The organism is Oribacterium sp. KHPX15, from assembly GCF_900107835.1.
Taxonomy (GTDB): Bacteria; Bacillota; Clostridia; order Lachnospirales; family Lachnospiraceae; genus Oribacterium.
Genome location: NZ_FNRG01000038.1, coordinates 1 through 21,202, shown reverse-complemented (window position 1 = coordinate 21,202; position 21,202 = coordinate 1). Strand labels below are relative to the sequence as shown.

Genomic DNA, 21,202 nt, shown 5'->3' with positions numbered 1-21,202 from the left:
AGTTTTGATTTGATCTCCGGATGAGACATGAACATCCACCTCGCGGTGTTGCCTTTAAGGATCTTGAGCATACGTGGGAGTTCGAATTGTGGCGAACAATCTACCAGCATATGTACATGATCCGGCATTATCTCCATGGCTGTGATGGTAAATTTATATTCCTCTGCCATAGACTTTAGATAAGCTTTGATGTCATTATCGATGCCATCCATCAGAACTTTACGTCTGTACTTGGTACACCAGACAATATGATACTGTAGGGAATAAACGTAACCCCTACCATATGTCAGGTCATTTTTATTCGGTAAATCAAATATATTAGCCATACATATATGATACCATATGTATAAAGAAATCGCAACTAACCAACAAAAAGCCGCCTGACTCACGACTAAAGTCACGAGAACGCGGCGACAATTATTCAAACCGGTGTTCAAGTATTCCGGAGATGTATCATCTGCTGTAGCTTCTTCCTGAAATCTTCTTGCATATTCAGCAGTGTCTATTCCATAGATTTGGTCCCTTAATAGAGTGGACTGTTCTTCTGCTCTTTCGTCAATATCTCTTCCATATGAATAGCTTCCGTCATGGTTAGTGTCGGTCATATATCCAAGGCTGTCACCATTGTAATCCACTCCGTCGTCATAGCCCATCTCCTCTTCCGCACCCAGTATTTGTCCATCACCGACATATTTGTTCTCCGGATCATACAAATGGCTCTGTTTCTTTAAATCGTATTCTTCTGCTTGTGTGAGATTCATCATAAAACTCCTTTCATCTTTCTTTATAACTAAATTATGGAAGGGGAAAACTGTTTTATAGGCACAAAAAATGCGAGATCAAAGATCCCGCACCTAGATTTTATTTAATATCAAAGCCGAATTCCCTAGCCTTGTTTATGATTTCCTCTACCGTTCTTGGTCCAAGGTTCCTTGTGTGTAGAAGTTTTTCTCTGGTTAAATTTTTAAGATCCTTTATCTTCTGAATACCAGACCGTTTCAAACAGTTATATGCTCTTACGGAAAGTTCGAGGTATGAGATTGGCTTTTCGTATATGCTATCCCCATCGACTTCTACGCCTTCAGACGTTGATGGCTGTTCCTCTATCTGTTCTTTTATTGTTTTTATGTCCGATTTAAGCCGTGAAAGCGAATCGACAAATTCATCCTTATGCTTCATATATGAATTAACTGCTTCTTTACCGTTACAGATAACATCTATTCGTTCAGGTCTTGATAGATTCCGGAGTATTTTGTGTTCGAGTTCCTGTGAGCGCTGTTTGCATACACCTATGATTTCAGACATCTCTTCGTAAGTCTTTCCTTCTTTATATCTGAGAATCAGTATTTGTTTGTCCCTTTCCTTAAGGGAATCCATTACATACAGCAGATTTTTTTCTATGGAGTCCGCTTCTTTAACATTACATACTATCCCAATGTCAAGAAGAAGGTTTATCGGCCACCCTTCGTCCGTTGATCTTCCAAGCCCTTTTTCAAGAATATGGGCTGCACTAAATAAAGATTCCACACCCCCGTCAATCTCGTTTAGGTCACAGTTTCTTTGAGAATGATTGTTCTTGTCACATCTACAGGCTATATCTCTAAGTTTTTTAGCCAGTTCTATTCTGTCGGTCATAATCCCCCCTGTTGCTTGTATTATATTATGTGGATTTCATTAATGTTTGCGAAAGCCGATGCGTACCTCACCGGCTTTTGTTTATTCAATATCCATTTCACTCTCTTCTTCCTGAGCTCTATCATCGTTAAAGCTGAAATCGATAGATATGTCTTCGGTTTCTCTTACGAATTCATCAAATTCTCTCGTATCCAGCTTTTCTATCGCTTCTACTCGCTCGCTTGCGCAGGTATCTACGGTTGCGGTGATATCGTAGGATATCGCATTCTGTATTTCGGATTGCTCCTGTGATAAAAGCTGTACTGCAGGCTCACAAGCAAGCCAGGTCTCAAGGTGTGTTTTTACATCATCTGAAAGTCCGTATTCAGAAAAATACTGTTCATACAGTACTTTTCCGGTCTCAATGGCCTCTGATGATAACTTATCCCTTAATTCATGGATTTCCTTTTCGGTTACCTTTTCAACGGAATTTCCCTTATCTTCAGTTTCTACCGTTTCCTTTACGGTTGGTGCCCCCATGGCATTACTGATTGCAGCATCTTTGTCAAGATATACGGAAAGGTTAGCAAACTTGCCTTCTCTTACACTCTGCTCCATTATGTCTCTTATAGCATTTCTGTCTTCTGTCAATCGTGCCATTGATGTAAATTCAACAAGCTGTTTTGTCATGGGAAGAAGCTGTTCCTTATAGGCTATCATCTTAACTCGTGCATCAACTTCTTCTCTTTCGTGCTCTTTCCGTACCTCCAAGAGCTTTTCTTCAAGATCTTTCTGCTCGACTCTTTCAAACTGACCATAAGCTTTAAGACCTGCATATACATCAAGCTGAAAGGCATTACTCATGTTTGAATTTCTTGGTATGTCTCTCTCCTGTATGTCCATTTCTGGTGTACGGACATAGAATTTAACACTTTCTGCATCTGCTACAAGGAATCTATTAGGGTGCATAGTATCTACAACTATGGTCTTTTCCATGTTGTTAGCGATATGAGCCATAACACTCTTACAGCTGTCATTGAATTCCTTTTCAAGACTGGTTATGCATCTTCCGGTCTGTCCGGAAAGGAAAATGTGGGATTCGTTGTAGACTTTGTTTTCTTCATTTACTACAACAGGGTCATTCGGAAAAGCAAGCGTAACGGAACCGTCTTTGTTTTTTATTACAGTGTGCATAAATCCGATGCCCCTTGAAGACATCTGCTCATACTCAAGCTCTGATATGTTCTTGTGTAATGCAACCTCGCGCCCCATTTTATCACAGAATTCTGCCAGCTTATCAGGTTCAATCTCATTGAAATTACTGGTTCTTGCAAGATTTATGTCATTTACTATCTGTCTTGTCTTTTCTGTATCTTCTTTGTCCGGATAATATACGTAAACCGCATTGAATTTGCCCTCCGTGTTTTTGTCAGGGATCATATACTGAACAATACTGCACTGTACATGATTCTTCGCAAATTCCTCTTCTATTTTTGTGTGAAGTTTATCTCCTGCAAGGACGTAATGTGTTGGAGCGCTCGGATCAAGGCTCTTCTTTGTGGGATCAAGGGGTGGTTCCTTCTCGTTTTCTTTACCCTTAGGATTTCCTTCATCCCTCCAAGGATAAGTTATTCGAGCATAATTTACTTTTACAAGTGTATCTTTACCTGCGCGTCGTGTCATAGGGTCAAATACACTTTCTATCCCTTTGGCAGTAAACAACGCAGCTTCTCCTAATGCGATATCGTCCCATTTAACTGTTAATGGCGGTAATGATGCGTTAGCCATGATTTCCTCCTCTGTTTTACAATGTGGTTTTTTCTATATAATAATTATGTTTATGGATATACGTTTTAACTTGTGTTTTCTCTATATTCTTGTTTTCTTCTGAAAAATTTTCTAAAATTTCTATCAGCAACCGTATTTCATAAGGACTTGTATCCCATAATTAGATTAGAAATACTTTTAAATTGAGGTGTGCTATGAAACTCAGAGATTTTGAATACAATCCCTTAGGCATTATTAATAAATATCCTTTTTATCCGGAGCTTATGGGTAAACATATAAAGACAAAACCGAATGAAAAAGGCAAAAAACTGATAACGGACTATATCGAGGAAAGAACGCCAAGGATTTTTGATGGTTATGACCAGATAAAAGTACGTCCTGCAAAGGGCAGCCTTCGTTCTATCAAAAAACGTCATGACTTTGTTGACAGAAAGGCATTGTTAGGTACGGTTACCGTCATAGACCGTAAAGGCTTTGAACAAGCTAATCTTCATCATGAGGAACGTCTTATTCGTGCGATGTTTAGGCATCTGACACTAAACGTGTTTCATATCCCAATCGAAAAGGAAAACATTCATTATCTCGACAAACTGCCTTTCAATGTAGTAAAGGATTATGTCGCAAGATATTTTCCTTCTAATCCACTTTGGCTTGTGAGCACTGTTTCGGCTTCAAATAACTTTAAGCATCATGATATAGAACGAACTCCTGAGTTATCCGTTGCCACCAGTATCTTTTCATCAATAAGAAGGCAGTATAATCTGATAGACACCGTAACAAATAAACCTGTAAGGCTAAAGCCCGGTGTTTGCACAGCGCCTCACAGAGACGATGAACCCGATGAGCTTTATCAGGTGTATTGTTTTGAAGGGAAAGGATATCAGACAGACGATGACAAGAAGAATGCCTTTAAGCCTATCCCTATCCTTAAAAGCGGATACCGCTCCACAAAGGAGGACTTTGACAAATCTTTGAGAACCGATGACATGACATCCTTCCTTGATCCTAATAGAAATGAAATCCGTATAGGATTCCAGAGTATGATGTGATTGTTTGCGGCTCTTTACCGAGCCGCTTTTTTTATTCAAGGGGTTCTATTTTTTCTGCAACTCTTCTCCCGTTTTCTGTACAGGGAACAAATTCCACTTCCTTACCTGCAATCAACTTTCTAAATCCTTCAGCTAATATATTTTTTTGGTGTGCAAAATAATCATTGCCGTCTTCACCAGTGACAAAACCGTATCCTTTATTTGGGTCGTACCATGCTGTATAGCCTGTCATATAATGTATCTCTCCTTCAAATTATTATGTTATCGAGACTCTCCATCAGTGATTCTGTTCCTGATGTGGACGTGAAAGTCTGTATGTTATGCTTATCTGTATATCCCTTCATCTCAAAATTATTCTTTGGCTTGCTTTTAAGGGCATTCTTTTCAGTCTTTGTACCATCTGACCGGTGTTGAGTGACCGTAGCACCGTGAACAAGAAAATTAGCTTCATCTATTTGGGGAACAACCGTCCTGTTTTCAACGTGTTTCTGCAACAACGCCTGTGACTGTTCATCTGTCGGGATATCCCTATTCTGCACAGGGCTCATCTGTATGGCTCTTTCGTTAGGAGCTTTCTTCTTCGATGATCTCTGCTGTACGAGTGCTGCTATCCTTTTTCTTTTTCTTTCAAGAACCTTTATGTCCTCTGTTCTTATGTTGCAGTATTCGAATACATAAGGGCCCAGTTCGCAGCTCTTCTGGAACCTCTCATCTCTAGGGGTGTCATACTTCTTATCGTAGAAAGCATATTGCCCCTGTATTAAGACAAGACACTCATCAGGAGCAAGACGTCTAATCTCATCAACTGTCATAAGCATACGTTTTGTGTACTTGAATGATGTTGATGAGGAATTCCTTGATCCATGTGAATAAGAATGGTCTCTTACTCTTATAGTGGTCTCACCTATTCTTTTTGAAAGGTTTTCCATCGTGGAAAGCTCGTTTCCACCAAGGTAAATGTATGTTGAACATGCACCGATGATGGTCTCATAGTCATCCTTATAGAGCATCTTTATCTGAGACTCGGCCTGTACAAAGATAAGGGCTTCAATATTGTATTTTCTACAGGTTGTGAGCTTATTTTGGAACCCAGGAATGACTCCGATGTTCGCGAACTCATCCAGCACTAGGCGTACATGATGAGGAAGTGCGCCGTCATTACATTCAACCTGTCCATGATAGTAAAGAGTATCAAAGAGCTGTGTGTACATCAGGTTAACCAGTGCCTTATAGGCATTGTCTCCGGAAGGTACTACGATGAATATCGCTGTCTTTCTGTCACCTGTAAGCTCCAGTTCCATCTGATCCGTGGATGTAAGATTCTTTACAGCATTGATATTAAACATTGAAAGTCTTACGGATGTGGTGATAAGGATTGACTGTGCTGTCTTATCACTCGCCTGCTTAAAGATGTCATACTGCTTTACACAGATATCGTCTTTGTCATAGGAACGTATCTCATTAAAAAGCTTATCAAGACTTGTCTCGGTCTGCTTAGGATCAGCTTTTGCACGACGAAGCATATTGGCAATAGTCGCAAAGTTCTGGAACTGCTTACTCTGATATATGGTCACATAAAAAACGAGGGCCTGCAGAAGTGCCATTTCGGCTTTCTCCCAGAAAGGATCACTGCTTGCCTTTACGCCGTCATTAGTTGCATTGATAAATGACTGTATAAGTGTAAGGACATCCTGTTCGTTTCTTAAATAATTAAATGGGTTATATGTATTTGAATGCACCATGTCGATAAGGTTAAGGACCTTTATGGTGTATCCGTTTTCTTCCAGATAGTTTCCTGTTTTCTTCAAAAGCTCTGATGAAGGATCCGTTATAACAAATGAATCATAAGCTGAACAGAGATTAGGAAGTACAACACGGAAACTCTTACCGGTACCGGGACCTCCGACACAAATGGCATTAAGATTGAATCCTGTAACCCTTGTGTTAAGTGCAATCTGACAATGCTGCGAATATATCTGATTTACTTCGCCTTTCTCATAATCACTCTTCGCATACTTTTGTCCGAGCGGATAGTTGTAAACCATATTGAAGTCTTTTACGAGCTTCGGAGTCATGAACTTTGCCGTACCCTGTTGTTCGTAATCCGCATAGTGACGGTTATTTATCCTGTCCATGACAAAATAGAAGATCATAAGGGCATATCCACCGAGAACCCATAAAAGCTGCTGTATGAAAGCTCCGCCAAAATAAACCTTACCTGCCTCGCCTGATAGTCCATCCATAAATCTGTAGAGCGGAGCCATTTCCTGATCGTAATACTCTACTCCATAATTGCCCTTTGCGCAGTAGTATATGAGGACAATACCGAGCACCACAGCCGTAATAACGTTTTGCGCCGTTCCCCCGCTCTGACTCTTGAAAGGGTTATGTGTTTTTACAGGCTTTGGCTGTTTGACCTTCTTTTGTGTATGTGGTTTCTTGTTCTTCCTTTCAATAGAACTATCGACCATATCGAGGGCTTTTTGTCTTATTATATTCATCCGTGCTTACCCCTCGTCTTTTACTTCTTCTTTTTCGCCGATAGGGAAAAATTTAAGATATATATCCGGAGCAATTTTACCGAGTTTACTCTGTATCTCCATTTCGCTCATTCGTCTGAAGTGGTCTTTCTGCCCGTCTCCTACCTGTATTGAAAAGTAATCACCTCTCGGCATCCTGTAATAGTAAGTCCTTACTGTTTTGTTTTTATCATGCCAGTCATCTGTTGTGAGTAGATTTGCATAATCTGTATCGTAAAGGACTCCGCCAAGGACAATCCTTAATTTCGGACGGTGGGTTCTCAGATACCAGGCTGAACGCCACTTTGGCACATTGTAGGGGAATGTTATATCGCTATAGATCAGTGCCTTATATAAAGGATTCCGGTCTACCCATTTAGGATTTAGTATCTGTTCTTCTCCGGATCCTATAAATTTTTCCGGCTCTTTTTCTTCCTGTTTTTTACCTGCTTCTGTATTATCGTCTTTGTAGAATTTCCCCCATCCCGTGGCAAGCTCATTAGTGCCACAGTAATCACATTTGATGGTGCTAAGCTCCACGTGATATTCTCTATTTCCATAACGGATCAATTCAACGCCGCTAGATTCGTATAATTGCCGTCCGCAAAACGGACATATTAAAACTGCGCTCATAATCAAACTCTCCTTTCGGTTTAATTATGGGAATAGTTTTTTCTCTATAAGTATTATTTGGGCAAATTTTTAACATTAATGATGAAAATTTTTTGTTGTACTCCTTTTTCAAGAATATGGCGGAGAATGGGTGAGAATATTTATACGCGTTAAGACTATGCCGGTATCATTAATAATCTCTGTAAGATTTTCTGGTAACAAAAAAGCCGTACTTTATAAATACGGCAGATGACATGTTTACTTATGTTGTGGAGATAAACTGATTTTTCTGAGCTATATTAAGGCGTCTTGAGAAGTTCTGTCTTACAAGCTTGTATCTTAAACTTTTATAGTAACAGTTTTTACGTTGTTCCTCCGGCAGAGAATAATGAAGAAAATCTAACGGGAACTGGAAAAGATCCCTGCAGGCTGAAGTTAATTTATATTCGTTTATAAGCTTTTTGCAGTCGCCTTTTGAAAAGAAATTATACATTTCCCTTATAGAGCTAAAAGGGCGTGCGAGTTGGAGCATCCTTGCAAAACATATACAGGCTCTTTCTAGACCTTCATTGTTTTCTGTCGCAAAGAAACCTTTCTGGAATCTTGGAATCTCTCCGGATATAACTTTGTCGTAATAGCTTTCAACCGCTGCTCTTGCATCGTATGGAAACTCGTTCGGATACATAAGATGAACAAGGTAATGAAGATTGTTCATTGGAGTTAATTCTGCAGGGAATTTTATTCTCTGCGAAACAAGACCGTTCAGATGGAGATGCTTTAGGATATCCTCGGAAATATTTGCAGCTGTCTGTTCGGGAGTCCAGCCCATGTAACATTCGAAGGCATACTTAATGACTTCTATAGCTCTCTGCTGATCAGTGGATGTGTACTCCTTTCGACCATTGTATGATGATAAGAACAGCTCCTTTCCAAGTGACGGCTTTTGACCAAACATTACCTGATCGTAAAGGTAATAAAGATCGGCATTTTCATCCTCAAAATATTTCATTTTTCCCTCTTCTCTTTCTAACGATACCTATCGTTCAAAAAATGTGGGCCATATTTTCTGCATTAAGTATCATAATCATGTCCTATTATTTGAGTATGCAATAACACTACCGATACATTCGGAGTACTTGCTTGTTAATAAACAGATGTAGCTGGTAATAATCTAATTTATTTCCTTAATGCAAAAGAGTATACGTATGGCCAATTGTTAGTTTACCTTTTAATTATGGGAAGATTTTTTTCCACTTTTGTATTTTTCGTGCCTATACTTTTTTATGGCTTGGTTAAAATAATTTTATTTATCATTTTGGATTAATATATGAGCGTACATTCTTCAAATAGTTAGGGATAAATCATCTTATTCCTGTGATATAATCGAACCAGTGTCAGACTATAAGGCTGCTTCATAAAGCCCTCTTTCAACATTGCCGCTTTTGTGAAATGACAGTAGCAGCGTGTATATTGCCGAAGGGGATCCCCATAAGGCGACCGCAAAGAAGGAGAGCAGGTACATCAAATCTAAGGAAGAAAATATAAAACAATTAGGAGATATTAGCATGAAAGCAGACAGGATCATCAAAAACGCGAAAATCTTCACCTCGGATAAGGACAGACCGATGGCAAGTGCCCTTGCGGTGAAGGACGGGAAGTTTGTTTATGTGGGCGACGAGGCCGGACTTTCGGCATATGAGGGTCCCACCACCGATCTCGGGGGCAAATTCATCATGCCCGGCATTATCGACAGCCATGTGCATGTGACCATGCCCGTCGGATTCGAATACGCAGATCTCGGCAAACAGATTCAGTGCCAGGACAAACAGGAGCTTCTGAAAATCATGTCGGAGTACATTGCAGAACACCCCGGCGAGAAACGCTATAAATTCCTTTTTGACAGAAGGTTCCTGCATGGGGAAGAAATCACGAAGGAAGATCTCGATGCGATCTGCCCTGACGCTGAACTCCAGATTCAGGAAGCTGAGTGCCACAGCCTTTGGGTGAACAGCAAACTCCTTGAGCGGCACGGCATTACAGACGATACGCCGGATCCCGTGCCGGGCCTTAGCTACTATGTCCGTAAGGATGGACATGTAACCGGAAATATCTTTGAAGGGTCAGCAGAGGTTCCGATCATGCTCGACAGCGCCATGGATCTGACCGATGAGCAGATCGACACGGCACTTCAGCGCTGGATCGATTTTTCCGTTGATGTTGGTGTGTGCTGTGTCTTTGATTCAGGCATCCCGGGCTATCCCCAATTCCACGAGCGGGTTTACCAGCGTCTGCGTGCTCTGGACCTGCAGGGAAAGCTGCCGGTTTATATTGACGGATGCTATGTGATCGCGGCGCATTGGGAGGCGGAGGAAGGCTTAAAAGAGCTGAAGCGTTTCCGGCAGGAATACAATACGGAGCACCTGAAGATCCATACCATGAAGATCTTTATGGATGGTACACAGACCCTCCATACCGCGGCTCTGGTCACTCCTTACGCGGATACGGGGGAGACCGGCGTCACGGCCTTCAATGTGGAAGAGCTTGCGGATCTCCTTAGAAAGCTCAACGAAGAAGGATTGGATCTGCACCTGCATTGCGGAGGAGAGGCTGCTTCCCGTGTGGCTCTGGATGCCGTTGAAATCGTCAAAAAAGAGCTGGGCGATGCCTACCATGTGAAGGTGACCTGCGCCCATCTTATCACCCAGCATGATGATGATCTGGGTCGTTTTGCCAAGCTTGGCGTCTTCGCGAATTATACGCCGAACTGGCATGCCGACGATCCCGCACCCCTTGCGCCTATATTGGGCGAGGAGCGCGTTCGGAAGATGTACCGTTCCAAAACTGTGTGGGACACCGGCGCCCTGGTGACCTGGTCAAGCGACTCAATCGCTTTTTTGGATTTTATGCAGTGGAACCCCTATCAGGGCATGGAAATCGGAATGACGCGGCAGATCACCGAGAAGACCAGGCATTATCCGTTTAAGAGAACGGCCGAAGTGCTTCCTCCGCTCAACGAACGGATGAACATAGAAGAAATGCTTCTGGGATATACGATCAACGGAGCCATTCAGCTTGGCATCGAGAACCAAAAGGGTTCCATCAAGGCCGGCAAGGACGCGGACTTCCTGGTGTTTGACAACGATCTGCTCACGGCGGAGCAGGAGGGCTTCAGCTACAACTCGCCGAAAGATGTTTATTTCCGCGGAAAGAAAGTGAAATAACGTATATTGTCTGACAAGTAGTTCAATCTGATTATTTAACAGGAGGAATCATTTATGAATAATATCTCCGAAAAGCTGAACCAGGCCGGTTTCCAGTTTGATGTGAAGGACCAGTCCGCCGAGAGGGTCATTTACGGTAATTTCTACACGGTGGACAAAAAGAATCCCAAGGCCGAGGCCGTGGCGATCTTCGGCGGACATTTCATCTACGTTGGCGACGCGGAGGGCGTCAAGGAGCTCATCGGCGAGAACACGAAGGTAGAGCGCTATGAGGGCGGCCTGATTATCCCCGGCATGTCCGATGGTCATTGCCACTGCTCCGTCGGCGGCGCGGTGGAGCTTTTCGAGGCAAATCTGCTGAAGGTCTTCGATGTTGACGAATTTATAGGCCGGATCAAGACGCTTATTGAGAAGCATCCGGAATATGAGGTCTACCAGGGCTTCGGCTTCCTCCCTGTGAAGGAAGTATTCGGCCCCTTCGGCCCCACCGCGGATATGCTGGACGGTCTGTCGGACAAGCCCATTGTCCTCGCGGACATGGGCCTTCACTCCTACCTGGTGAACCATGCCGCCATGAAGCGCCTCGGCATCAGCAAGGATACGCCCGATGTCAGCGACGGCATCGTTGTACGATATGAGGACGGCACCCCCACCGGCTGGTTCCGCGAGGGCGCAATGGCCTATATCAAGCCGCTCGTCGGCTTCACGGTGGAGCAGTACAAGGAAGGCTTCCTACGTTATCAGGAGGAGTATCTCGCCCATGGTATGACTATTTTCATGGACGCGATCATCAACTGGGACTACACCGACAACGAGGTGCTGGCGCTGCACGAGCTCGACAAAGAGGGCAAGCTCAAGATGCACGCCTACGGCGCCTACCAGGTGTTCCAGGCGGAGGGTCACGACACCATCGCCGAGGTCGAGCACTCCGCAGCCCTCAGAGAGCGCACGAAGGGTCCCATGTTCGATCTGATCAACACCAAGATCCAGCTGGACGGCACGATCTCGCCCACCCTCGGGACCGCCTATATGAAGCAGGCCTACTGCGATCCCGAGTCGCAGAAGATTAATAACCACGGACAGCTCCGTATGGACATGGACACTCTCACCGCGGTGTACAGAAGATCCCATGAGCTCGGCATGGCGGTGCACCTGCACGCCATCGGCGACGGGGCGCTGGCCATGGCACTGGACGCCATTGAAAAAGCCAATGCGCAGACCGGACCCCGTGATCTCCGGGACGCAGTCGCGCACCTGGAGGTCGTGGACCATGCGGACATCCCCCGCATGGCAAAGCTGGGCGTTGTGGCTTCCACCGACCCGTTCTGGATCCCCCTGCCGCCTGAGCTCGAGCCCATCCAGAGCTACGGCCTGGGCAAGGAGCGCACGGCGGCCATGCATCCGATAAAGTCCTTCTTCGATGAGGGCGTTGTCGTGTCCTCCGCCAGTGATTACCCCATCACCTACCCAGCCTATGCGCTGGAAGGTATTCAAATGGGCGTGACCCGTCAGCAACCGGGCCGTCCAGACTCCCTGCATTGCCCCTCCGAGCGCACCACGGTCGAACAGATGATCCAGGCCTGCACTCTGAACGCGGCCTACCAGTTCCTGTGCGAGGACCGGCTCGGCAGCATCAGTGTCGGCAAGGAGGCGGACATGGTCCTTCTGGAGCGGGATATCACCGCCTGTGATCCCGAGCAGATCCATGATACCCCCGTTCTGCGTACCATGGTTGGCGGCGAATGGGTCTACACCCGCGCGTAAAAAAGCCCCTTTCTTCCCCCTGCCTGCGCGGTCGTGGACATCTTTTTATTTAAATTCCAAAAAAGTAGCGTATCCGAAATATCGGATACGCTACTTTTTTTCAGTCTTACAAGGATTTATTAAACTACCAAATACCCCTCTTCAGGAGCGAGATCGAGCATATTCTCATCCTGTGAGCTGAGATTAATGATATTTAAAAGAGATGAGTTTGGCTCTTTGCCATAACCAAGTCCGGCTGCAAGTCTCTTGATAACAGGATCAAAACTAGCTGCAGTTACTACTTCCTTAACAGCACGACGGATCTTATCTTCCTCTCCGACTCTTCCAAGTCTTTTGGCAATCTCAGGTACATCAATGTGCTCTATTCTGTTCATCTCAAAAAGGAAAATATCTTCATCTACACAGATTTCTGATAATCTCTCTACAATCTTCTCCCCAAGTACCTTACGAATAGCTGCTGACTCTGGATTCTCATATGCGAGTGACTGGCTCTCGTCACCTGCGATGTATGAATCATACTGCTCCATTGCATCAAGGTGACCTGTCTTAATCTTCATGGCACGGAGAGTTGTCTCGATATTGCTTCGTGATTCTCCTGTCTCTACGATGTAATCCCTAATAGTAGCTTCATAGCCGTATTCTTTGCACTGCTTGTCTATCTTATTGATCTTGCGACGAAGTGCTGCATCGCTGGACGATGTGCAGTTCTTCATTTCATTTGTAACAGCAACCATTCCTGACTTCAGGTGTATATAGAAGAATGTAGAAGGAGCTATTCCCCTTGAACCATCATATTTGCCAAGGTTTCTGATGAGATTTTCACATGCTGACTGTGTAAGGTCTTCAGCGAAAGAAGGATCCCTTCTTACATACTCTTTGAACTTTGTGCTTATGATGGATCTGATAACACCCTTCATATAAGAGAGTGCTTCAACCTGTGCATCCTGGATCTCATATTCCATGGAATCAGGATCATTTACGACGGCTGCGATTCGTGTGAAGATCTTAATCATCTCTTCCTTTGGCTTTATCTCTGCATCAGGCAGAACGTCACGGGCAAAACTCTTTTCTGAATCGTCAAGAGCGACAGACTCATCTTCACTGTCATCATAATCACAAACTTCATAATCAGCACAATTAACATCATCATACATGTCATCGATTGCAACGTCTGACATCCCTTTGTTTTTGAAATAATCTTTAAAACTATCCCTTGAATTAATCATTTCACATACTCTCCCCAAAAACATACATTACGACTCTTTTTACCCCTAAGTCGTGTTGCTTTTCTACCCCAAAAACCTGCAATGTATCCTGCCCGGATATTTTGTTTTGTTGTCCGGTGTATCTGTAAGCTTGTAATATGATTTCTTGTGCAATTGTTCTAAAATCTATAGATTGATTATATGAACAATTACTAAAACAACTGTAGCATAGTATCACGTGCTCGACAAATCGGACAAGGCTGCTGATAGAAATTTTCGATTAAACCGGTTTTTGTATTTGATTAAATACAATTTAGTGTGAAATTCATAAAATGCGGAGGAATGATTTTGTTTTTAAGAATCAAAAAAGCCTCTCGCATCTCGCGAAAGGCTTAGTAATTGTATCAGGTATGAATTCAGTGAAAAACCATTCGCGCATCAATAGAAAACAATATCAACATAAACCTGCTGATATGAATCTACATCTGTATGAATTTGTTCTCCACTATGTCTTAACGGTTTAGCGTCCGCTTCCGACTATTGGGATTATACGCTTGCATAATTGACGAGTCAACAGTTAAATTAGCAAATCCCGGGATTCCGCTAACTCATACCGCCATTTCCTGAAGCGCATGAATGCCGCCACTAGCATGGCCGACCATCCAACTGTGCACGCCACCGCAATGCCCCGGATACCCATCGAAGGCGCCAGCACATAGGTGAAGATCGTCCTTAAAGTAATCTGGATGGCTGTAAGGACAATGGTTATCTTCATATCCCCCATGCCACGGAAAAAGCCTTGCATACAGTTGGTCATCGCCGGAAAAATATAGAAAAATGCCATCAACCCAAGGTAATCCGCTCCGATACAGACAATGGCCTCTGCGTCCCCCGCTTTAAGGAACAGACGAACAAAGGGTTCTCTGAAAAGGTATGTCACCGTACAGATAAGCACGAAATAGCAAAGTTCCAGCTTAAGCCCTGCTCGGAAGCCTGGTAGAAGGCGTTCCTTTTTCCCTGCTCCACGATTCTGCGCCATGAAGGAGGACAAAGCTGAAGAAATTCCCTGAGCAGGAATACAGGCAAAATCATCTGCCTTCGTAACAGCATTATAAGCAGCAATTACATCAACACCAAGTGCATTCACCTGGCCCTGAATAAGTACTTTGCCGATAGGCTGAAGCATCTGCTGTAGTGCCGTCGGACCGCCGTAAGAAAGTATTCTCCTAAGCAGTAAAAGATCTCTTTTCAGATCTTCTCTTCCCGGTACAATCTCCCGGGTTTTCCTAAGCATGTACACCACCGCCAGCACAGCGGAAACAGCTTCTGCAACTACTGTAGTGACCGCACTACAGACAATACCGAAATGGAGAAATCCAAGGAAAAACAGATCAAGCAATGCGTTAAGTATTGCGGAGAAGGCCAAAAATTTGAGGGGCGTCTTTGAATCTCCCACTGCCTTGAGACCGGCCGCAAGCGCGTTATAAAGGAAGGTGAACGGAGCTCCCAGGAAGGTGATCCGGAGATAAACCAATGTCATCAGAAAGATGTCATCCGGCACTGACAAGGAGTTCAAGATCATAGGAGTCAGATATACACCAGCCGCCACCACCAAGAGGCAGAAAATCATCCCACAACGAAGCATACCACCTAGGGTTTTTCTGACTTTGGGTAGATTCTTTTCTCCGAAGGCCTCCCCCATCAGCACTCCAGCCCCGATACAGACCCCGGAAATCCCCAAAATCACCAGGTTCATCACAGGGGCAGCAATCCCCTCGGCGGAAAGGGCTTCTTTTCCGATAAACCTTCCGGCGATAACGGAATCCACAGCATTATATAAAAGTTGCAGCCAGTTTCCCATAAGTACCGGTAGCGCGAACCGCCACAGATGACTTATGGGCTGTCCATTTGTCATGTCCCGCATACGACTTAGCTCCTACTTTCATGTAAGATTTTTTACAAGTTTGGTTATTCTGGGCCAATATAACATTTGCCTGTCAGATGGTCAATGCACTTAAAAAAAGACTGGGGCTTACGTAAGTAGCATTTACCATTAACTATATTTAAATCTCTTTTTAAACTCAAAAAATCAGGCACCTTCCTGACTGAACAATATTAGTCTGTTTGCGTCATCGCTTGTAAAATCAAAGACTCCTTCTTTCCAGAAGCCCCTTACCACACGCTCAATACCGCCGTATGTATAACGGAGCTCGTTTCTGGGAAGTCGTGGGAGTGCTGTTTTTACACCATTTAACTCTACGAAGCCGATTATTGGTATATATTCTTCTCCGCCGTTATAACACTTGAATGGAACAATAAAGAGAGATGGCTGTCCTTTCTTTTCTAGGCGGAACTGGTCAAGGAACTCATTACTGAAATCCTCCGGTACATTCTTTTTTATTTCCTCTATTGGCTGATATATAGATGCAGTTTTTCCGGTTAGACTTACATGGGATGTGAAAATGCCACTATTCCATGTACCGTAAACTTTAAATGTCTTGCCATCTATTGTCATGTTTATTTCATTCTCGCGCTTTTGTGTGACAAAAATGTATTCCTTGTCATTAGGATCTGTAACATGCACAAGAATCTCGGCAAAAGCAGTTCCAGTAGTCCGGTTGTATATCCATGAAGGCCAGATGATAAAACGATATGGGCCTATCTCAGCTGCCCCAAAACTACGTTTCAGAACGATTGTATGTATATGGTTAAAGAGCTTACCCCTGTCATTTGAATGATCCGGTTCCTGTTCATCATCGAATAATTCAAGCTTGGATACCTTGATTTCTTCAGGAACTACCTCTTCCTTTTCTTTGTTGAGTTTTGGCCTTTTGGGAGCAAATCCAAACAATGGCTTTACAGGCTTATCGTTTTCTTTTTCGTCGTCGGATGAAACCGCTACTTTCAAAGACTCATCCTTTTTAGAAAAAAAACCTTTTCTTGATAACTCCTGAGCCGGTTTCACAATCGTCTTTATGTTTTCATTGTTTCCGGCATCGGTTTTCTTTCTGAAGAAGCCATGCTTTAAGATCTGATCCTCTTTTACTGTCTCAGTGTTGCTCTCTGTGTTATTGTCCTTAGATGCTACGTTCTCTATGTTTTTTCTTTTGAAAATTGGTCTTCTCTCAAGGAAATCCGGTTCTTCATCTTCTGATTCCAGGTCACTTTCGATATCATTTGCATAAGCGGTGAAGGCAGAAAGCGGAGTGTTGTCTTCAGGCTTCTTTTCAGGAACATCATTTTCCTTTCTTGCTTCAACAGCCACGCTGCCGTCTTCATTTATGTTAACTATGGCATGGTCAAGTTCTCCTCCAACAGAAAAGGCATCCTCATCCACTATTATGCCCTTGCTTCTTGTTGGCTCGGTTTTCCTCTTATTCTCTGCCTTAGGCATTGCATCTTTGCTTCCAGTTTCGGCCTGCTTCTTTGATTCATCAGAATCTGTTTTAGAAACTGATTCTTCTGTTTCAATGGTTGATATTACCGTATCGGACGCTGACTCCTTTAGAATCTCTTCCTTCATTTCTGATGATATATCTTCTGTTTCAGGTTCTTCTTTACTGCCGATGATCCTGTCATAGTCATTTCTCAATATGTTCCTTACTGCTCTGTCAGGAACTACGTATGAGTTATTGTTGAAATTAATCCTTATAAGTCTTCCGGATTCGCTTTCCAACACTTCAAAATCTGCGCCTTCATACAGAAGTCCGCAAAATGCGTTATTGTGGAGACGATTATTTAGTGCATGAGCAGCGTTATCATCCTTCTGCTCCCGTTCTACAAGAAGTTTTGCCTGTACAAGGATATTTGCATAGGCACTTGCGGTGTTAAATAATTCCATAGATGTTACTCCTCGAATATTCGATTACAATTGCTAATTTGTTTTGTAGTGGATTCTAATCAATTATGGGAGGGGTTTTGAACGTATCAGTATTTATTTGAAAATTTTTTAAATTTCTTCTTTTTGCCCCATTTAACCTTATATTTTTTTTGCTTCTTTGTTATATAAAAATGCACCCAACTGGTATGGGTGCATTTGGTCAAATATGAAAGATTGCTCTTAGGGTGATCTTCACGAGCCTATATAACAGCTTGTTGAAGATTCGGTATCCAATCATGTTTATTATTTTTGTTCCAAGTTTCATTGTATTCTCCTTCCGGAGAGCACGAACTAAGCTGAATCCTTACATCCATAAGTGCCTTGTCGACAGCTTTCGTGACATTTCCACTTTCAATATCTTCTTTGAGACGGAGAAAATAGAAAACTGCCATGTCAGTCAGTAGCTCCTTGAGGATTTCATTCTCATCATATAGCTTTTCTGCCTTTATCCGCTCTGATACTAGGTTCCTGGCTCTAGTATAATTCGCATCTTCAAGGAGACTCTGGCGAAAATGAGCAGAATCCTCAAATGATTTTATCCGAGGCTCGATTCCATACTCGTCCAGCACCTTCTTAATTGATCTTTTTACAAATCGTAGGTCCGTGTTCTCATCAAATTCATATAATAAACCTTTCATTTATTCCTTTCCGTGGCCATGACCACTCCAAATTACTTATATCTGTTACATAAAAATTATGGGAAGGGACTCACGGGATAAGGCTTATCTACAACGAAAATCCTAACCGGTGATGCTTTTCTTCTGGCGCATCCTGTTTTTTTAGGTCTACATTCTCAACGTCCTGCATATTGAGAGCCATGATGCTTCTATTACTTATCTTCTTATCAAGATTCATTGCCAATCGGTTAGCTTGATTTGCAGCTGCTTTTTCAAGGAAATTTCTTACATCTCTTGCATTTGCATAGTCTACAATCTTTTCTGTTGATCTTTTCTCGAAATTTTCCCTAGTGTATTTAAGGCAGTCACTGCTCGGAGAATAACTTGCCTTACTGCACATGAGTTTAAATATATCAGTCAGTTCTTTCCCGCTATAATCCGGAAAATCAATGTAGGTGTTTATACGGGATCGTATACCCGGATTCATGCTGAGAAAATCCTGCATTTCTTTTGTATATCCCGCAAATATTACAACAAGGTTGTCTCGGTGATCCTCCATCAGCTTTATGAGGGTTGCCACTGCTTCTTTTCCGAAATCATTGGTGCCACCGCGGTTATTATTTGCAAGAATGTATGCTTCGTCTATGAACAGGATACCTCCGAGTGCTTTCTGCACCATGTCTTTTGTTTTTATAGCAGTTTGTCCGACATATCCGCCTATTAACCCTTCTGCATCGGTTTCAATGAAATGCCCCTTGGGTAGTATCTCCATCTCACGGTAGATCGCAGCTATCAGTCTTGCTATTGTGGTCTTTCCTGTTCCAGGATTTCCGGTGAATATCATGTGCATAGTGGGTGAAAGAACATTAAGGCCTCTTGTTTTACGAAGCTTGTTCATTTTTGCAAGGTTCATTGTGAATTTTACAGTCTCCTTCACGGATTTGAGTCCTGGAAGGCTGTCAAGTTCCGATATTAGCTCAGATAATGTCTTATCTTTATATGGATATTCTTCCTGTGCAGTCGCTTTGCTTTCTGTCATGTTCTTCTTGGCTGTTTCTATATACTCGTCTTCGTTACCCGTAGTAAACTCAGGAAAATCATCATTTGATGAATAGTCATAATCACATGATAGTGAGTGGCATTTATCTTCCCATGAAGTCTCAGTTAAATGTCTCCATTCCTCTCTAAGCTTCAGATGCTCTCCTTCATTTTCCTTGCTTTCTACTCCATCTTTTGTATCGGGAGAACAGTAATTATCAGGAGGTGTTGCACCAAGGGATATGTATGAAAGGTATTCTTCTTTTTCAGGATCTGTAATGGTGTTACTGAGAAATTTTGTATGAAGGCTTACAAAGTATTTCATGGTTTCAGCATCAAATACACCGGTTTTTATCGGTGTGCTTGTATCCATACCATACAGGCAGTTTTCTTCCATAAGCTCCAGTACCCTGAGAGATTCATCATAACTTCCGCCAATGATAAACCCCGGCACCTGTGGCAGATACGGAATTGAAACATCATAAAGTCTGTTATCGATATTTTCCTCTAAAACTGATGCAACTGTATTCAGATAATCCATTCTCTTTATGATTTTATTGATATTATCCTTTTCACCAGCTTCAAATGCCGAAAAGCGATTCCCTATCATCGCAAAAATCTCAAGTGCCTTCCAGGAACGGTAATGTGTCCTTTCTACCTTCTGGTCATCATACTCTATCATCGGTCCAAGACGGTGATCCAAAGACATCAGGCTCTCAAAATATAAAGGCGGTGCATCGCATGCATATTTACGGCTCATCTGCATTATGGTGCGGAACTGACCGCATTCGTATTCATTACCGGTGACGCTGTTGATGAAATCCATTTCTCTGTCTGTAAGCATGTTATCGTCAGAAGAGATGCTTACAAGGAATTCTGTCAGGGCCGTCTGGAACTGATTCATCAATGTGTCCGCTCCTCCTAAAAGGACGCCCATGCTCTTGATGGAATCAATATATTCTACAAATCTTTCTTCCGCTTTTCTGTCTAACATACCTACCTCCTAAAAAATCTTTTCTTTTACCTGAATTATGGGAGGGATTTTGAGGGAAATTTGGCTGCTGATAGATTTTTCTTAAAAATATTCTTGGTTTTTTGATTTTTGAAGCTTATCCGGAATATCCTCTCCCATATTTAAAAAGTAGTTTATATATTAGTCATTCTGGAGATTTGAAACAGGATGATTCCTTATTTTTAAATTTTAAAGAGGGTAAAGCTCCGGGAGGTAATTATGGCTTCAGAGAGATTTGCATGCGAATATCAGGCAAAGAAATTTGCCGATAAGGTAAATGGGCAGGTAGTACCTGAATCCCTTGAGTCTATGGGACTTTGGGAATGTACCCCGAGGTTTTATGACGTCTATTATGATGAAGACGAGAATTAATGTCATAACTGTTTCACAGCCCTTCAAATCGCTGACCCATTGGTATTTGATTTCGAAGGGCTTTTTTGTGATTTGATGATTTATTTCACACAATTCTATATATCTTATACTTTATCTCCAATTTCCCTTTCCATAATTGATTTGTAACTAGTAACACAAGTAATTTGGCGACTGACTGCTCCCACGGGCAAGCCCGTGGGGTTCTGATTACCAAGCGTAGCCTGTAATCGTACATCATTTTCAGACTTTGGAGTTACAGGTGTAAATCTTTTTGAATCAGGACTTTCATTACCAAGCAGTCCAACGACCACATTAGCGGTAAATTTCTGTCTTGTGACAAGGACGTACAGTCAATCGCCCATATTTAATTGTTTTAAGCTACCTTAATTCCGCTGTTTAGTATTTTAATCTTATTAGCCTTGATCCATGCGATCAGGGCTTTTTCTTTTGTGTGACACTTGTCAAAAGCCGCAATACATTTGTCTTTGTCTACATCTTTAGTTTTGTGATT

At 42.7% G+C, this 21,202-nt stretch carries 16 protein-coding genes; 4 read left to right on the top strand and 12 right to left on the bottom strand.

The features are described from left to right. The 3 genes from tnpA to BLV86_RS15480 all read right to left on the bottom strand — a co-directional run. On the bottom strand, window positions 1–761 hold a 761-nt coding region (tnpA, locus tag BLV86_RS15490), incomplete at its 3' end, for an IS200/IS605 family transposase (RefSeq protein WP_090819331.1). A gap of 100 nt (window positions 762–861) precedes the next feature. Continuing rightward, on the bottom strand, window positions 862–1,635 hold the full coding sequence (locus BLV86_RS15485) for a DNA-directed RNA polymerase subunit alpha C-terminal domain-containing protein (protein ID WP_090819327.1): 774 nt from the start codon (window positions 1,633–1,635) through the stop codon (window positions 862–864). Between the two features lie 81 nt (window positions 1,636–1,716). Continuing rightward, a complete protein-coding gene (locus BLV86_RS15480; RefSeq protein ID WP_090819323.1) occupies window positions 1,717–3,402 on the bottom strand; it encodes a hypothetical protein in 1,686 nt (561 codons plus the stop codon). A gap of 194 nt (window positions 3,403–3,596) precedes the next feature. On the opposite strand from BLV86_RS15480, the gene BLV86_RS15475 reads away from it, so the two are divergent. Next, entirely contained in the window at window positions 3,597–4,451 is an 855-nt protein-coding gene (locus BLV86_RS15475; protein WP_090819320.1) for a hypothetical protein, read from the top strand. Between the two features lie 31 nt (window positions 4,452–4,482). On the opposite strand, the gene BLV86_RS15470 is transcribed toward BLV86_RS15475, so the two are convergent. The 4 genes from BLV86_RS15470 to BLV86_RS15455 all read right to left on the bottom strand — a co-directional run bounded on the left by BLV86_RS15470 (window position 4,483) and on the right by BLV86_RS15455 (window position 8,591). After that, window positions 4,483–4,683, bottom strand: coding sequence for a cold shock domain-containing protein (locus tag BLV86_RS15470; RefSeq protein ID WP_090819317.1), 201 nt, complete (start codon window positions 4,681–4,683; stop codon window positions 4,483–4,485). 16 nt (window positions 4,684–4,699) lie between these two features. Continuing rightward, window positions 4,700–6,952: a VirD4-like conjugal transfer protein, CD1115 family gene (locus BLV86_RS15465; protein WP_049962369.1), complete on the bottom strand. Its 2,253-nt coding sequence runs from the start codon at window positions 6,950–6,952 to the stop codon at window positions 4,700–4,702. A 6-nt stretch (window positions 6,953–6,958) separates the two neighbouring features. Then, complete coding sequence (locus BLV86_RS15460; RefSeq protein WP_031551547.1) at window positions 6,959–7,603, bottom strand: hypothetical protein; 645 nt, start codon at window positions 7,601–7,603, stop codon at window positions 6,959–6,961. Window positions 7,604–7,844: 241 nt separating this feature from the next. Further along, on the bottom strand, window positions 7,845–8,591 hold the full coding sequence (locus tag BLV86_RS15455) for a hypothetical protein (protein ID WP_031551544.1): 747 nt from the start codon (window positions 8,589–8,591) through the stop codon (window positions 7,845–7,847). 556 nt (window positions 8,592–9,147) lie between these two features. Here BLV86_RS15455 and BLV86_RS15450 point away from each other — a divergent pair. Further along, window positions 9,148–10,803 (top strand): amidohydrolase, encoded by a 1,656-nt coding sequence (locus BLV86_RS15450; RefSeq protein ID WP_090819314.1) that lies wholly within the window; start codon window positions 9,148–9,150, stop codon window positions 10,801–10,803. A gap of 54 nt (window positions 10,804–10,857) precedes the next feature. Further along, on the top strand, window positions 10,858–12,567 hold the full coding sequence (locus tag BLV86_RS15445) for an amidohydrolase (RefSeq protein ID WP_090819311.1): 1,710 nt from the start codon (window positions 10,858–10,860) through the stop codon (window positions 12,565–12,567). Between the two features lie 119 nt (window positions 12,568–12,686). Here BLV86_RS15445 and BLV86_RS15440 read toward each other — a convergent pair whose 3' ends face one another. The 5 genes from BLV86_RS15440 to BLV86_RS15420 all read right to left on the bottom strand — a co-directional run bounded on the left by BLV86_RS15440 (window position 12,687) and on the right by BLV86_RS15420 (window position 20,301). After that, window positions 12,687–13,793 carry a sigma factor gene (locus BLV86_RS15440; RefSeq protein WP_031551534.1) on the bottom strand — a complete coding sequence of 369 codons (1,107 nt, stop codon included), beginning with the start codon at window positions 13,791–13,793 and terminating at the stop codon, window positions 12,687–12,689. A 556-nt stretch (window positions 13,794–14,349) separates the two neighbouring features. Further along, window positions 14,350–15,696, bottom strand: a complete 1,347-nt coding sequence (locus BLV86_RS15435; RefSeq protein WP_044916650.1) for an MATE family efflux transporter — start codon at window positions 15,694–15,696, stop codon at window positions 14,350–14,352. Window positions 15,697–15,861: 165 nt separating this feature from the next. Then, a complete protein-coding gene (locus BLV86_RS15430; RefSeq protein WP_031551528.1) occupies window positions 15,862–17,613 on the bottom strand; it encodes a hypothetical protein in 1,752 nt (583 codons plus the stop codon). A 239-nt stretch (window positions 17,614–17,852) separates the two neighbouring features. Next, window positions 17,853–18,290 carry a hypothetical protein gene (locus BLV86_RS15425; RefSeq protein WP_090819308.1) on the bottom strand — a complete coding sequence of 146 codons (438 nt, stop codon included), beginning with the start codon at window positions 18,288–18,290 and terminating at the stop codon, window positions 17,853–17,855. An 88-nt stretch (window positions 18,291–18,378) separates the two neighbouring features. Beyond that, a complete protein-coding gene (locus BLV86_RS15420) occupies window positions 18,379–20,301 on the bottom strand; it encodes an AAA family ATPase (RefSeq protein WP_090819306.1) in 1,923 nt (640 codons plus the stop codon). A gap of 237 nt (window positions 20,302–20,538) precedes the next feature. Here BLV86_RS15420 and BLV86_RS17965 point away from each other — a divergent pair, with 237 nt between their 5' ends. After that, a complete protein-coding gene (locus BLV86_RS17965; protein ID WP_175456586.1) occupies window positions 20,539–20,691 on the top strand; it encodes a hypothetical protein in 153 nt (50 codons plus the stop codon). The last annotated feature ends 511 nt before the right edge of the window (window positions 20,692–21,202 follow it).

Coding starts and splice junctions, on each gene's coding strand:
- BLV86_RS15485 (WP_090819327.1), bottom strand. CDS start 1,635: ATGACCGACAGAATAGAACTGGCTAAAAAACTTAGAGATATAGCCTGT.
- BLV86_RS15480 (WP_090819323.1), bottom strand. CDS start 3,402: ATGGCTAACGCATCATTACCGCCATTAACAGTTAAATGGGACGATATC.
- BLV86_RS15475 (WP_090819320.1), top strand. CDS start 3,597: ATGAAACTCAGAGATTTTGAATACAATCCCTTAGGCATTATTAATAAA.
- BLV86_RS15470 (WP_090819317.1), bottom strand. CDS start 4,683: ATGACAGGCTATACAGCATGGTACGACCCAAATAAAGGATACGGTTTT.
- BLV86_RS15465 (WP_049962369.1), bottom strand. CDS start 6,952: ATGAATATAATAAGACAAAAAGCCCTCGATATGGTCGATAGTTCTATT.
- BLV86_RS15460 (WP_031551547.1), bottom strand. CDS start 7,603: ATGAGCGCAGTTTTAATATGTCCGTTTTGCGGACGGCAATTATACGAA.
- BLV86_RS15455 (WP_031551544.1), bottom strand. CDS start 8,591: ATGAAATATTTTGAGGATGAAAATGCCGATCTTTATTACCTTTACGAT.
- BLV86_RS15450 (WP_090819314.1), top strand. CDS start 9,148: ATGAAAGCAGACAGGATCATCAAAAACGCGAAAATCTTCACCTCGGAT.
- BLV86_RS15445 (WP_090819311.1), top strand. CDS start 10,858: ATGAATAATATCTCCGAAAAGCTGAACCAGGCCGGTTTCCAGTTTGAT.
- BLV86_RS15440 (WP_031551534.1), bottom strand. CDS start 13,793: ATGATTAATTCAAGGGATAGTTTTAAAGATTATTTCAAAAACAAAGGG.
- BLV86_RS15435 (WP_044916650.1), bottom strand. CDS start 15,696: ATGCGGGACATGACAAATGGACAGCCCATAAGTCATCTGTGGCGGTTC.
- BLV86_RS15430 (WP_031551528.1), bottom strand. CDS start 17,613: ATGGAATTATTTAACACCGCAAGTGCCTATGCAAATATCCTTGTACAG.
- BLV86_RS15425 (WP_090819308.1), bottom strand. CDS start 18,290: ATGAAAGGTTTATTATATGAATTTGATGAGAACACGGACCTACGATTT.
- BLV86_RS15420 (WP_090819306.1), bottom strand. CDS start 20,301: ATGTTAGACAGAAAAGCGGAAGAAAGATTTGTAGAATATATTGATTCC.
- BLV86_RS17965 (WP_175456586.1), top strand. CDS start 20,539: ATGGCTTCAGAGAGATTTGCATGCGAATATCAGGCAAAGAAATTTGCC.